Here is a 13,843-nt window from a genome sequence, read left to right as displayed (position 1 = left end):
GCGGTCCTCAAACGGGTCTATTGGGCGGTTCATACGAACGAATCCGGTCGTAGACAAACCGTTTCAGTATGAACACATGAACGAAGGGCCGTCCATCTCCGCGCGTAGACCCCAAAACCCGCCACCTAGACTGGGCTCCATGGCGAAGTGGACTGCGAAGCACGAGGCGCCCGAGCCCCTGGAGGGCCCGGTTGTCGCCACCATCACCGGCGGCACGATCCTCTGGTTCGCCATGTTCCTCGTCCAGCTGCCCTTCTACGGATGGTTCGAAGACCGCGACCTGCTGTGGTGGGTGTGGACCTGCGCCGCCGGCGGCGGCCTCGGCCTGATCGGCATCTGGTACGTCCGCGGCCGTGACGCGGCGCTCAAGCGCCACGCGGCGGAACGGGCCGACCGGCCCACCGGGGACGGGGACGCCGGACCGGCCCCGCAAGCGGGCGGGGCCTAGCCGCCGGGGGACCTCGGGGGGACGATTCGGGTCATCCTGAAGTCGGATCTTCCGACCGCTCGGCGGGTGAAGCGTTCGAACCGCCTTTACCGTCGAAAGCATGACGCAGCGGGCGAGGATCGACCATGACGGGCCGGAACGGGCCGACGGCGCCGCCATCGACGCGGGCGCCGAGCTCGACCCCGTACACCCGGTGAAACCCCCCGCCCCCCGGTTCAAGCCGGCCGGCCTCAGCACCGCCGAGGTCGCCGAACGCGTCGCCCGCGGCGACGTCAACGACGTCCCCGTCCGCTCCTCCCGCTCCACCGCCGACATCGTCCGGGCCAACGTCTTCACCCGCTTCAACGCCATCATCGGCGTCCTGTGGGTGATCATGCTGATCGTCGCGCCCATCCAGGACAGCCTCTTCGGCTTCGTGATCATCGCGAATACCGGCATCGGCATCATCCAGGAACTCCGCGCCAAGAAGACCCTCGACGGCCTCGCCGTCATCGGCGAGGCCAAACCCGGCGTCCGCCGCGACGGCACCACCGCCGAGGTCTCCACCTCCGAGATCGTCCTCGACGACGTCATCGAACTCGGACCCGGCGACAAGGTCGTCGTCGACGGCGTCGTCGGCGAGGCCGACGGACTGGAGATCGACGAGTCCCTCCTCACCGGCGAGGCCGACCCCGTCCTCAAGAAGCCCGGCGACCAGGTCATGTCCGGCTCCTTCGTCGTCGCCGGCGGCGGAGCCTTCACCGCCACCAAGGTCGGCCGCGAGGCCTACGCCGCCCAGCTCGCCGAAGAGGCCTCCCGCTTCACCCTCGTCCACTCCGAGCTACGCTCCGGCATTTCCACCATCCTCAAGTACGTCACCTGGATGATGGTCCCGACCTCCCTCGGCCTGATCATCAGCCAGCTCGTCGTCAAGGACTCCAACCTCAAGGACTCCATCGCCCGCACCGTCGGCGGCATCGTCCCGATGATCCCCGAGGGACTCGTCCTCCTCACCTCCGTCGCCTTCGCCATCGGCGTCATCCGGCTCGGCCGCAAACAGTGCCTCGTCCAGGAACTCCCCGCCATCGAGGGCCTCGCCCGCGTCGACGTCGTCTGCCTCGACAAGACCGGCACCCTCACCGAAGGCGGCATGGACGTCACCGAGCTCCGCCCGCTCGGCGGCGCCGAAGCCGCGTACGTCAAGAAGGTCCTCGGCGCCCTCGGCGAATCCGACCCCCGCCCCAACGCCAGCCTCCAGGCCATCATCGACGCCTACCCCGACAGCGCCGAGTGGCGCTGCACCGAGTCCCTGCCCTTCTCCTCCGCCCGCAAGTACAGCGGCGCCAGCTTCAGCGAGGGCGACGGCGAGAACAACACCTGGCTGCTCGGCGCCCCCGACGTGCTCCTGCCCGCCGGGGACCCGGCCCTCGACGAGATCAACGGCCTCAACGAGCAGGGACTACGGGTCCTGCTCCTCGCCCGCTCCGCCCGCGAGCTCGACGACCCCGCCGTCGCCACCGGAGTACGCCCCACCGCCCTCGTCGTCCTGGAGCAGCGGCTGCGCCCCGACGCCGCCGACACCCTGCGCTACTTCGAGGACCAGAGCGTCAAGGCGAAGGTCATCTCCGGGGACAACGCCGTCTCCGTCAGCGCCGTCGCCGGCAAGCTCGGGCTGCCCGGCGCGCACAACACCGTCGACGCCCGCGAGCTGCCCGCCGAACGGGCCGAGATGGCCGCGGTCCTCGACGGGAACTCCGTCTTCGGCCGCGTCACCCCGCAGCAGAAGCGGGACATGGTCGGCGCCCTCCAGTCCAACGGCCACACCGTCGCCATGACCGGCGACGGCGTCAACGACGTCCTCGCCCTCAAGGACGCCGACATCGGCGTGAGCATGGGCTCCGGCTCCGAGGCCACCCGGGCCGTCGCGCAGATCGTGCTGCTCAACAACAGCTTCGCCACCCTCCCCTCGGTGGTGGCCGAAGGGCGCCGGGTCATCGGCAACATCACCCGCGTCGCGACCCTCTTCCTCACCAAGACGGTCTACTCGGTGCTGCTGGCCATCCTGGTGGTGTGCTCGCAGGTCGAGTACCCCTTCCTGCCGCGCCACCTCACCCTGCTGTCCACCCTCACCATCGGCATCCCGGCCTTCTTCCTGGCGCTCGCCCCGAACAAGGAGCGCGCCAAGCCCCACTTCGTGAAGCGGGTCATGCGCTACGCGATCCCCGGCGGCGTCATCGCGGCCGTGGCCACCTTCGTGACCTACCTGATCGCCCGCGCCCACTACAGCGGCCCCGACTCCCTCAAGGCCGAGACCAGCGCGGCGACGCTCGCCCTGTTCCTCACCTCGATGTGGGTACTGGCGATCATCGCCCGCCCCTACACGTGGTGGCGGGTGGCCCTGGTCGGCGCGATGGGCGCGGCCTTCCTCGTCGTCCTCGTCGTGCCGTGGCTCCAGGACTTCTTCCAGCTCAAGCTGGAGGGCGTGACCATGCCGTGGATCTCCGTCGCGATCGCGGCGGCGGCCGCCGCCGCGATCGAGTTCACCTTCCGGTGGGTGGACCGGCGCTTCCGGGCCTGACCCGTCCAGGGCGTCCTAGTCGAACCAGCGGTCCCGGGCCAGCTCCGCCGTCCGCGACGGGTCCTCCAGCAGGGCCGCCACCTCGAAGCGGCGCGGCCACTGCGACGCCGACCAGGCCAGGCCCGCCGCCACGCCCTCCAGGGTCGCCGCGTGCAGCACCCCGTCCGGGGTGAGCCGCCAGTCCAGCTCCGTGTCGCCCGCCACCAGCTCCTCGTGCTCCACGTACGTCGCCGGGGTGCCGGGGCCGAGCAGGACGCGCACCGACTCCGGGACCTCGTGCTCCTCGCCCGGCGTGGTCACCTCCGCCGGGACCGTCTCCGACAGGCGGCGCACCTGGAACAGCTCCGCCAGGTCCGCCGCGCGCGACGGGGAGACCGGCAGGAGCGGGAGGCCCGCCGTCAGCGGCAGCAGGTCGGGGGCGTCGGCGACGACCGCGTCGGCCGCGTCCACCACGACCACCTCGCCGTCCACCACCGCCCGCACCTCGTCCGGCAGCGTCACCTGCTCCGGGTCCAGATCGGCCAGCGCCCCGTACAGCCCGTGCAGCTGGTGCCCGGTGACCTCGCGGTCCGGGTCGGCGAGCCGGCCCAGCAGCTCCGCCGCCCCGCCGGGCTCCTCCAGCAGGGCCCGCACGGAGGTGCGTACGCCCAGGGCCCGCAGCACCTGCTCGTCCTCGAAGCCCGTCGCGTCCGCCGGGGTGTAGAGGCCCGCGAGCAGCGGATCGCCGCCCGCCGCCCGCAGCCCGGCCGGGCGGCGGCCGTCCAGCACCGGGTGGTCGCGCAGCCACCAGGCGGTGTACGGGCGCACCGACTGGGTGGTGCCGTCCGGGAGCAGGATCCGCACCGGCTGGGTCAGGGCGTCGCGCAGCGGGGGCTGCGCCAGCATCGCCAGGGCCTGCGGCCAGCGGTCGTCGTCGACGAGGTCCAGGTCCCGGACGGCGATCAGCTCGGTCGCCACCGGCGGCACCGGGGTGTCGGGGAACTGGTCGAGCAGGTCCTCGCACCACACGTCGACCGCGTCCAGCAGGCCGGCGTCGTCGGGTTCGGCGAAGTCGCCCTCGCGGGGCTCCAGTTCGTCCGGGTCGAGGACCACGTCGGTGGCGCGGACCAGCTGGAACGCGGTCAGCACCCCGCACGCGGCCAGCGTGTCCGCGTCCCAGCGGGCGGCGAACCCGCCGTCCAGGTACGGGACCTCGTCCTCGCGCAGCACCGATGCCAGCGGGCTCCCGGCAAGCAGCAGCTCCCCGGCGGGGGTGAGCTCCCCGTCCTCGTCGGGCAGGGCCAGCGCGCCCAGCCAAGGCTCCTCGCCGGGCGCCAGGCCGGCCGCGCGGACCAGGGTCAGGACGGTGTCGGCGAGCTCCTCCGGGTCCGGCGCGTCCTCGTCCCAGACCTCGCCCGCGTCCAGGGAGGCGGCCACGGCGGCGCGGACCTGCGGGGTCGTCAGCACGGCTCGGGCGGTGGCGGGGAGCGCGCCCAGCTTCTCCAGCAGCGGGTGCGCGGCGTCCGGGTGCGCCACCTTCAGGCCGAGGCGGGCCAGGTCCGCGGGGGTGTCCGGGCCGGGCAGCAGGACGTGGCGCGGGCCGATGGTGGTGCGGCCGTCGGCGAGCGGCACGGGCAGGCCCGACAGTCGGTCGGGGTCCACGCCGGCCAGGGTGTCGTACAGGCGGTGCCACCAGTCCGGGGTGCGCTCGATGCCGGCGATCCGCTCGATGGCGTCGCCGAGCGGCAGCCGGCCGACGCCCAGGGTGCGCAGCTCGGGGCGCCGCTCCAGCCCGGCGGGCAGCAGCGTGGGGAGGACCTCCGCGAGGACCCGTACGGTGTCGGCGCCGGCGCCCTCCACGACCTCGGCCTCGAAGGGCCGCAGCGCCGGGAGCTCCTCGGTGGGGGCGGCCGGGGCGAGGAACGCGGTGCGGGGCAGCCGCTGGAGGACGGCGGCGCGCAGGGCGCCGTCGAGCGGGCTCCCGCCGAGCGGGCCGGGCACGAGGTCGACCAGGCCGGTGCTCACCGGGTCCCAGGCGTCGAGGAGTTCGGCGTAGGCGTCGGCGGCGCGCTCCACGAGGAAGTCGGTCAGGGGACCGGGCGCGGGGTGGCGGCGGGTGGTGTCCAGCGGCAGGGAGGCGATGAGCAGGGCGGGGACGCCGAGGGGCTCGTCGGTGGGGGTCGGGGCGTGCACGACGGGCGCGGTGCGGGGGCGTACGGGTGCGCCGTCGGGGTCGACGGGGGCGGCCCAGGTGACCGTCCAGTCGGGCCGCAGCCGCTCCTCGACGGGCCGGTCGGCGAGGAGCGCGGGGTCGATGGGGCCGGTGTGGCGGACGGTGCGCCAGCGGTGGGTGCCGGAGGCGGAGTCCTCGATGACGGTGTAGGGGCCGTCCATGCGCCGGAAGAGCACGCGGTGTCCGGCGGTCGGGGTTTCGACGACGACCTCGCGCAGCCCGGGCAGGGTCAGCAGAAGGGCGTCGTCGATGCCGGCCAGCAGGCGTTCGGTGAGGTCCTCGGCGGCGCTGTCGCGCAGCGGGAGGACGACGACGGTGTCGTAGCCCTCGGGGGCGGTGCCCTCGGCGGGCAGCGGGAGCCGCAGCAGCGGTACGTGGCCGTCGCGTCGGCGGAGTTCGTCGCCGAGGCCGGGGCTGCCGTTGGCGGCGTCCCGGGCCAGCTCGCGGGCCTCGGCGAGGGACCAGCGGACGCCGCCGTGGCGGCCGAGCACCGCCGGCTCGTCGGAGACGGCCAGCACGGCGGCGAAGCCGACGCCGAAGCGGCCCACGGAGCCCTGGTCGTTCTCCCGCTTGGCGGAGGCGCGCAGGGTGCTCAGGGATTCCACGCCCGTCGCGTCGAGCGGGGCCCCGGTGTTGGCGGCGGCGAGCACGGCGGGGCCGTCGGGTCCGGCGGGGTGCAGGGTCAGGCGCAGCCGGCCGGGGACGTTGGCGCGGGCGGCGGCATCGGCGGCGTTCTGGGCCAGCTCGACGACGAGCCGGTCCCGGTAGCCGCCGAGCGCGAGGTCCTCCTCGGCGTTGGCGTCCTCGCGGAAGCGGGCGGGGCCCGCCCCCCACGCGTCGAGCACCCCGCGCCGCAGCCGGGCTGTGCTGAAGGGGTCCACGCCGCTCTGGGCCGCCGTCACTCGCACGTTCACGCCGCATGCCTCCACGCTGTACCGCGTACTGCCTCTGGAGTGCTGAAGGTATCGCGTGGGGAGCTAGGCCTTGCCCGTGAGGTGGGCGAACACGACGACGTTGGAGTCCCAGTGGCGGTCGGCGGTGAGGTCGCCGCCGCAGGTGATCAGGCGCAGTTCGGCCTTGCCGTGGGTGTCGCCGTAGACCTTTTCGGTGGGGAAAGAGTCCTTCTTGAAGGTGTCGACGGAGTCGACGGAGAAGACGGCGGTGGTCCCGTCGGTGCGGTGCACCTCGATCCGCTGGCCGCTCTTGAGCGTCTTGAGGTTGTGGAAGACGGCCTCGGGGGCCTGCGGGGTGTCCCTGTGCCCGACGATCGCGGCCGCGCCGGCCTCGCCGGGGGTGGGGCCGTCCTTGTACCAGGCGGCGTCGTCCGGTTTGGCGAAGTCGGGCTCCTGCATGACGCCCTGGGCGTCGAGGCCGACGGTGTCGAGGGGGGCGTCGACCTTGATGCCGGGGATCTCGATGCGGTCGGGGACGGACGCCGGGAGGACGGACGCGGGGAGGGCGGATGCGGCTGTCCGGGGGGTGGTCCCGTGCGCTTCGGCGCCCGCGGAGCAGCCGGTGGCCAGGGCCAGGGCCAGGGCCGGGGCCCCCGCCAGGGCGGCCGCGCGGCGTGCGCGGCCGCCCCGGCGCCGGGAGGGGGCGGGCTCAGGCATCGGCGGGGGCCTGGCCGGTGTTCACGGAGCCCTTGGGCGTCTTGTGCTCGGAGGGCACCAGCGGGGTCACCGGCTTCAGCGGCTTCACGTCCGGGCCGGCCTTGGCCTCGGTGGAGAACTTCACGGTGTCGAACTTCTTGCCGCCCGCGAAGGCGTCGACCCCGTAGTAGCCGGTCTTGACGTCCTTGGCGACGGTCGCGGTGCCGGTGAAGGTGCCGTGGCCGTCGCTCTTCAGGTCGACGCGGCCGCCGGCGAAGGCGCCGGACTTCACGTGGGCGTCCTTGGCGGTGGTCTTCACGGTGACGGTGACCTTGTCGCCGGGCCGGCCGAAGTCGGTGGAGAGCCGGAGCGTGGAGGACGTGGGGGCGGGCGGCTTCGGGTCGTCCTTCTTCACGGTGAGCTGCGCGGTGGCCTGGAGCTTGGTGCCGTCGGGGGCGCTGCCGGCGAGGGAGACGCCGTAGGAGCCGTCCTTGACGTCGGCGACCTTGGCGGTGCCGCTCCAGCTGCCGTCCTTGCCCGGGGTGAGTTTGACGTCGCCCAGTGCGGCGGAGGAGACGGCGAGGTTCTCGGAGCCGGCCGGGGCGGTCACGGTGACGCTGATGGCGTCGCCGGGCTTCACGGGGGAGGTGGGCACCTCCACGCGGGCGGTGGCGGCGGGGTGCGTGCTCGCACTGGCGGTGGGGGAGGGGGCGGGGGTGCCGGCGGCGGAAGCGGTGGCGCCGCCGAGGGCCAGCGACGCGGTGAGGGCCGCGGCGGTGAGGGTGAGTGCCTTGCGCATGAGTTCCTCCTGAACGGAACGGGCCGGCCGGGGGTCGTTCCCGGCACACCGGACAAGAGGGGCATTCGGGGTGTTCGGTTTCGGGGGCCGGGCGGCGTCCGGAGGGGCGGGCCGAAAGTCCCTGGAGGCGGATCCGCAGGTGGGGGCGGCGTGACGGTCATCCGTTTACGGGGTTTTTGCCCCGAATTTCAGGACCAAAGTCCCGGGGGTCCGAGCCGGAAACACCGGAGCCCCCGGCGCCGGGAAGGCGCCGGGGGCTCCACAGGTACGGACGGGGCGGGCGGGCCCGTCGGATCAGAGCTGCTCGATCACGTAGTCGATGCAGGCCGTCAGCGCCTGCACGTCCGCCGGGTCGATCGCCGGGAACATCGCGATGCGCAGCTGGTTGCGGCCCAGCTTGCGGTACGGCTCGGTGTCCACGATGCCGTTGGCGCGCAGCACCTTCGCCACCGCCGCCGCGTCGACGTCGTCCGAGAAGTCGATCGTGCCGATGACCGCGGAGCGCTTGTCGGCGTCCTGGACGAACGGGTTCGCGTACTTCGACGCCTCCGCCCAGCCGTACAGGTTCCGCGCGCTGGCCGCCGTACGGCCCGTCGTGAACTCCAGACCGCCCTGCGAGTTCATCCACCGCAGCTGCTGGTCCAGCAGGAACAGCGTCGACAGCGCGGGGGTGTTGTACGTCTGGTTCTTCAGCGAGTTGTCGATCGCCGTCGGCAGCGAGAAGAACTCCGGGATGTGCCGGCCCGAGGCGTGCACGCGCGCGGCGCGCTCCAGGGCCGCCGGGGAGAACGCCGCCAGCCACAGGCCGCCGTCCGAGGCGAAGGACTTCTGCGGGGCGAAGTAGTAGACGTCGGACTCGGTGATGTCCACCGGGAGTCCACCCGCGCCCGACGTGGCGTCCACCAGGACGAGGGACCCGGCGTCCGCGCCCGCGACGCGCTTGACCGGCGCCGCGACACCCGTCGAGGTCTCGTTGTGCGTGTACGCGTACACGTCCACGCCCGCCTCGGCGACCGGCTCGGGGTGCGTGCCCGGCTCGGACGAGATCACGGACGGCTCGTCCAGCCACGGCGCGAGCTTCGCGGCCTTCGCGAACTTCGACGAGAACTCGCCGAAGGTCAGGTGCTGGGACTTCCGCTCGATCAGACCGGCGGTCGCGACGTCCCAGAAGGCGGTGGAGCCGCCGTTGCCCAGGATCACCTCGTAACCCTCGGGCAGGGAGAAGAGGTCCCGGAGGCCCTCGCGCACCGAGCCGACCAGGTTCTTGACCGGGGCCTGGCGGTGCGAGGTGCCGAGCAGGGAGGTACCGGTGGCGGCGAGGGCGTCCAGCGCCTCGGTCCGCACCTTGGAGGGGCCCGCGCCGAAGCGTCCGTCGGCGGGCTTGATGTCAGCGGGAATCTGGATCTCAGCCACGAGCGGAGCGTATCGGGTCCCGGACCGGGCGTCGGAGGCGCGTCCACCCGGTGAGACGGACGAGCCCGTTCCGTACCGGGTGGTTCAGGCCGCGGCGTCGACGAGGACCGCGGCCCCCGCGACCAGTCCGGCGTACGCGAGCACGATCAGCAGGCTGACCAGGAGCAGCAGCCAGCCGGCCAGGATGCCGAACAGGGCCGCGCCCCGGTCGCGGCCGCCGAGGCGTTTGGCGCGGCGCCGGCCCAGGTGCCCCGCGGGGATCGCGACGAGCCCGAACACCGCCATGGAGAGGGTGTAGATGGTGCCGAAGCCGAGCCACAGCAACGGCGTCACGAAAATGCCGACGATCAGGCCGATGCCGCAGACGGCGGACCAGAAGCCGATCCGGGCGGGTGTGTTGCGGGCCACCGCCGCCGGGCCCGCCGCCGGATCGGGTGTCCGCTCGGCGCCGGTGGTACTGCCGCTGGTACTGCTGGTCACGTCGGGTCCCCCTCGTCAGGCCGGGCAGGCCGGACAGGCCGGCCGGGCAGGCCACTCTACGGAACCGCCGCTGTGCCGGGACGGGACGGCGGGGCGCCGGTGGCAAGGTGGGCGCCGTGACGTCAACCGGGGAACTCCAGCGGACCTTGCGGACAGAGCTGCGCGGGGAGGTGGACTTCGGCGCCGCCGCGCGGGCCCTCGCCACCATGGACGCCTCGAACTACCGGCGGGTACCCGTCGGGGTCGTCGCCCCGCGCGACGCCGAGGACGTGGCCGCCGCGCTCCGGATCTGCGCCGACGCCGCCGTGCCCGTCGTACCGCGCGGCGGCGCCACCTCCATCGCCGGGCAGGCGACCGGCACCGGAGTGGTGCTCGACCTCACCCGGCACATGAACGCCCTCGTGTCCGTGGACCCCGGGGCCCGCACCGCCGTCGTCCAGCCCGGACTGGTCCTCGACCGGCTGCGCGACGCGGTCCGCCCCTACGGCCTCACCTTCGGCCCCGACCCGTCCACGCACTCCCGCTGCACCCTCGGCGGGATGATCGGCAACAACGCGTGCGGCGCCCACTCCGTCGCCTGGGGAACCACCGCCGACAACGTCACCGAGCTGACGGTGGTCCGCCACGGGGGCGCCGAACACCGCATCGGCACGGGCTGGGCCGGGGCGCCGGCCGGACTGCGGGAACTCGTCGACGGCAACCTCGCCGTCCTCCGCACCGGCCTCGCCGCCGGAACCTTCTCCCGCCGCATCTCCGGCTACGGCGGACTCGACGCCCTGCTCCCCGAACGCGGGGTGCAGGTCGCGCGGGCCTTCTGCGGCAGCGAAGGCACCCTCGGCGTGGTCACCGAGGCGGTGGTGCGCCTCGTGGAACCGCCGCCCGCGCCCGTCCTCGCGGTGCTCGGCTACCCCGACGAGAGCGCGGCCGCCGACGCCGCCGCCGGGCTCCTGGGGCACGGTCCGCTCACGGTCGAGGGCATGGCCGAGGACCTGGTGCGCGGCGCCCGCGGCCTGCCCCGGGGCGGGGCCTGGCTGTTCGTGGAGATGCCCGACGAGGGCGCGGCCCGCCGCCTGCTGCGGGACGCCGACGCGCTCGACGCGGTACTGGTCACGGACCCGGCCGCGCAGCGCGCCCTGTGGCGGATCCGGGAGGACGCGGCGGGCACCGCCACCCGGACCCCGTCCGGCGCGATGGCCTGGCCGGGGTGGGAGGACTGCGCGGTCCCGCCCGCCCGGCTCGGCACGTACTTGCGGGAGTTCCGGGCACTGCTGGCGGAGCACGGGCTCCACGGGACCCCGTACGGGCACTTCGGCGAGGGCTGCGTCCACGTCCGGATCGACTTCGACCTGGTCACGGCGGCGGGCGTGGCCCGCTTCCGGGCCTTCTCACAGGAGCTGGCCGACCTGGTCGTCGCCCACGGCGGCTCCCTGTCGGGGGAGCACGGCGACGGACAGGCCCGCGCGGAACTGCTGCCGCGGATGTACGGGCCGCAGGTCATGGGGCTCTTCGCGGCGTACAAGGACGTGTGGGACCCGGCAGGCGGCATGAACCCCGGAATCCTGGTCCGCCCGGCCCGGCTGGACGAGAACCTCCGCTTCGCGGTGGTCCCGGCCGACGCGCCGCTGGGGGCGGAGGTGGCCCGCTGCGTCGGCGTCGCCAAGTGCCGCACCACCGACACCGGCGGCCCCGGCGTGATGTGCCCCTCGTACCGGGCCACGGGCGAGGAACGGCACTCCACGCGCGGCCGGGCCCGGCTGCTGCACGAGATGCTGGCCGGGGAGATCATCACCGGCGGGTGGCGCTCCCCGGAGGTCGCCGAGGCCCTCGACCTCTGCCTCGGCTGCAAGGGCTGCCGCAGCGACTGCCCGGTCGGCGTGGACGTCGCCGCGTACAAGGCGGAGTTCCTGCACCGCCACTGGTCCGGCCGCCTCCGGCCCCTCTCGCACTACACCCTGGGCGGCCTTCCGGCCTGGCTCCGGCTCATCGCCGCACTGCGCGCGGCCGGCGCCGTCAACGCCGCCGGACGCGTACTGCGGGTGCCGGGACTGGCCCACGAGCGGGCCCTGCCGGCGGTGGCGGGGGTGCCGTTCACGCGGTGGTGGGGTGCGCCGGGGTCCCGGGCCGCCGCCCCCGGCCTCGGGACGGGGCGGGGTGGGGAAAGCCGCCCGCAGGGCCGACCCCCGACCCCGGTGACCCTGTGGCCCGACACCTTCACCGAGCACTTCACCCCCGAGGTCGGCCGGGCAGCGGTCCGCGTGCTCACGGCGGCCGGCCTCGGCGTCACCGTCCCCACCCGGGGCCGGGTGTGCTGCGGGCTCACCTACGTCTCCACCGGCCGGCTGGACCGCGCCCGCAGGGTCCTCCGGCGCACCCTGGACACCCTGGGAGAGGTACGAGGACCCGTGCTGGTCCTCGAACCCAGCTGCGCGGCGGCCCTGCGCGCCGACCTCCCGGCCCTCCTCCCCGACGACCCCCGCGCCCACCGCCTCGCCGCAGCCGTCCGCACCTTCGCGGAGACCCTGGAGGAACACGTCCCCCACTGGACCCCGCCCCGCCTGGACCGGCCCGTCGCCGGGCAGACCCACTGCCACCAGCACGCCGTCCTCGGCGACGCCGCCGACCGGCGGCTGCGCGCACGCGCCGGGCTGACGGGGGAGCTCAGCGGCGGCTGCTGCGGCCTCGCGGGCAACTTCGGCTTCGAGCCCGGCCACCACGCCGTCTCGGTGGCGTGCGCGGAGGAACAGCTGCTGCCGTCGCTGCGCACGGCGGCGGCGGGCGCGGCGGTGCTCGCGGACGGCTTCTCGTGCCGCACCCAGATCGCGCAGCTGGGCGGCCACCGGGCGCGGCACCTGGCGGAGCTCCTGGCGGAGGGGTTGTAAGGCGGGTTGTAAGGCGGGTTGTAAGGCAGAACACTCGGTGATGGGCCTTACGCACCCCTTAGTCTGGATTCATGCCCGCACCATCCTCTTCGTCCCCGACGACCGCCCCTCCGCTTTCCGCCCCGGGTTCCGCGCCGGTTTCCGCGCCGGTTTCCGCGCCGGGTTCCGCGCGGGGCTCCGCCCCCGTCTCCGCCTCACGGTTCGGGCCGGTCGCGCTCGTGGTCTCGGCCGGGGTGTCGGTGCAGTTCGGGGCCGCCGTCGCGGTGATGGTCATGCCCAGGGTGGGCGCGGCGGGCGTGGTCACCCTGCGGCTCGCGGCCGCCGCGCTGGTGCTGCTGGTCCTGTGCCGGCCCAAGGTGCGCGGGTACGGGCGTTCCGACTGGGGGACGGTCGTCGCCTTCGGCGTGGCCATGGCCGGCATGAACGGCCTCTTCTACCAGGCCATCGACCGCATCCCGCTCGGCCCCGCCGTCACCCTGGAGGTGCTCGGCCCGTTGGCCCTGTCCGTGATCGTCTCGCGCCGCCTGGTGAACCTGCTGTGGGCCGCCCTCGCCCTGGCCGGTGTAGCCCTGCTGGCCGGCCACGGCGGAGGAGGCCTCGGCGGCCTCGACCTGCTCGGCGCGGGCTTCGCGGTGGGCGCGGGTGCGATGTGGGCGGCGTACATCGTCTTCAGCGCCCGTACCGGTCGCCGTTTCCCGCAGGCGGACGGCTTGGCCCTGGCGATGGCAGTGGCCGCCGTCATCTCGCTCCCGCTGGGCGTGGCGGAGGCCGGCTCCGACCTCCTCGCCCCGAGCACGCTGGCCCTGGGCCTCGGCGTCGCGGTGCTGTCGTCGGTGCTCCCGTACACGCTGGAGCTCCTCGCCCTGCGCCGCCTCCCGGCCCCGACCTTCGCGATCCTGATGAGCCTGGAGCCGGCCATCGCGGCGACCGCGGGCTTCCTGATCCTGAGCCAGGCGATGTCGGCGCTCGACGCGCTCGCGATCGCCTTGGTGATCGCGGCCAGCATGGGGGCGGTCCGGTCGCAGCGGGGGCGGAGCGAGCAGAGGGCAGCCGGCTGAGGGGGCGGCGGTAGCCCCTGGGCCCGCCTCACAGCCGGTTTGGGGGCTTCCCGTCAGTCCCATCGTCCTTCCGGTTCGGGCCGGTCCCTCAAGGGCGCTCCTTCGTCGCGTCGCTTCGCGATGGCCTTCGGCCACCCTTGACCGACCGACCCGCCCCGGAAAGCCGAAAGACTGCCGGGAAACCCCCAAAGGAACGGCACGGTCCAGAGGGAAGGGACGGGTCTCTCAGCGATGAGGCGACGGGGGCGGGCCCTGGCCGGCCGGGCATCCGGGCCCTCAAGAGTCGAGGTTCGGAGCCGGGGGCGCGGCTACCCGCACGAGAGGTTGACCAGAGCGACCTGCGGAGCGCCCGGGCGCACCAGATCGCTACGCGCTCCTGTCGTCTCGGCGTCCGACGACCGTCCCGGG

At 74.2% G+C, this 13,843-nt stretch carries 9 protein-coding genes; 4 read left to right on the top strand and 5 right to left on the bottom strand.

Features of this window, described 5'->3' with window-relative positions; translation table 11 throughout:
• Nucleotides 1-139: 139 nt before the first annotated feature.
• A complete protein-coding gene (locus tag ACZ597_RS26505) occupies nt 140-448 on the top strand; it encodes a DUF2530 domain-containing protein (protein WP_471334851.1) in 309 nt (102 codons plus the stop codon).
• A gap of 100 nt (nt 449-548) precedes the next feature.
• Nucleotides 549-3,005, top strand: a complete 2,457-nt coding sequence (locus ACZ597_RS26500) for an HAD-IC family P-type ATPase (protein ID WP_471334848.1) — start codon at nt 549-551, stop codon at nt 3,003-3,005.
• Nucleotides 3,006-3,020: 15 nt separating this feature from the next.
• Here ACZ597_RS26500 and ACZ597_RS26495 read toward each other — a convergent pair whose 3' ends face one another.
• The 5 genes from ACZ597_RS26495 to ACZ597_RS26475 form a co-directional block, all read right to left on the bottom strand.
• Complete coding sequence (locus ACZ597_RS26495; protein ID WP_471334845.1) at nt 3,021-6,131, bottom strand: sacsin N-terminal ATP-binding-like domain-containing protein; 3,111 nt, start codon at nt 6,129-6,131, stop codon at nt 3,021-3,023.
• A 63-nt stretch (nt 6,132-6,194) separates the two neighbouring features.
• Entirely contained in the window at nt 6,195-6,827 is a 633-nt protein-coding gene (locus ACZ597_RS26490; RefSeq protein WP_471334842.1) for a class F sortase, read from the bottom strand.
• Complete coding sequence (locus ACZ597_RS26485) at nt 6,820-7,605, bottom strand: hypothetical protein (RefSeq protein WP_471334840.1); 786 nt, start codon at nt 7,603-7,605, stop codon at nt 6,820-6,822. Before ACZ597_RS26485 ends, ACZ597_RS26490 begins: the two co-directional genes overlap by 8 nt.
• A gap of 294 nt (nt 7,606-7,899) precedes the next feature.
• Nucleotides 7,900-9,018 (bottom strand): phosphoserine transaminase, encoded by a 1,119-nt coding sequence (gene serC, locus ACZ597_RS26480; RefSeq protein ID WP_471334839.1) that lies wholly within the window; start codon nt 9,016-9,018, stop codon nt 7,900-7,902.
• 84 nt (nt 9,019-9,102) lie between these two features.
• Entirely contained in the window at nt 9,103-9,498 is a 396-nt protein-coding gene (locus ACZ597_RS26475; protein ID WP_471334837.1) for a DUF4190 domain-containing protein, read from the bottom strand.
• A 116-nt stretch (nt 9,499-9,614) separates the two neighbouring features.
• Here ACZ597_RS26475 and ACZ597_RS26470 point away from each other — a divergent pair, with 116 nt between their 5' ends.
• Nucleotides 9,615-12,377 (top strand): FAD-binding and (Fe-S)-binding domain-containing protein, encoded by a 2,763-nt coding sequence (locus tag ACZ597_RS26470; protein ID WP_471334835.1) that lies wholly within the window; start codon nt 9,615-9,617, stop codon nt 12,375-12,377.
• A 71-nt stretch (nt 12,378-12,448) separates the two neighbouring features.
• The gene (locus tag ACZ597_RS26465; RefSeq protein WP_471334832.1) at nt 12,449-13,435 is read left to right on the top strand and encodes an EamA family transporter; all 987 of its coding nucleotides are present in this window, start codon (nt 12,449-12,451) and stop codon (nt 13,433-13,435) included.
• Nucleotides 13,436-13,843 lie beyond the last annotated feature (408 nt).

The organism is Streptomyces sp. NPDC040718 (assembly GCF_055593565.1).
Note: the sequence above shows the minus strand (reverse complement) of the source record. Positions and strands in the feature narration are given on the sequence as shown.

Coding starts and splice junctions, on each gene's coding strand:
- ACZ597_RS26505 (WP_471334851.1), top strand. CDS start 140: ATGGCGAAGTGGACTGCGAAGCACGAGGCGCCCGAGCCCCTGGAGGGC.
- ACZ597_RS26500 (WP_471334848.1), top strand. CDS start 549: ATGACGCAGCGGGCGAGGATCGACCATGACGGGCCGGAACGGGCCGAC.
- ACZ597_RS26490 (WP_471334842.1), bottom strand. CDS start 6,827: ATGCCTGAGCCCGCCCCCTCCCGGCGCCGGGGCGGCCGCGCACGCCGC.
- ACZ597_RS26485 (WP_471334840.1), bottom strand. CDS start 7,605: ATGCGCAAGGCACTCACCCTCACCGCCGCGGCCCTCACCGCGTCGCTG.
- ACZ597_RS26465 (WP_471334832.1), top strand. CDS start 12,449: ATGCCCGCACCATCCTCTTCGTCCCCGACGACCGCCCCTCCGCTTTCC.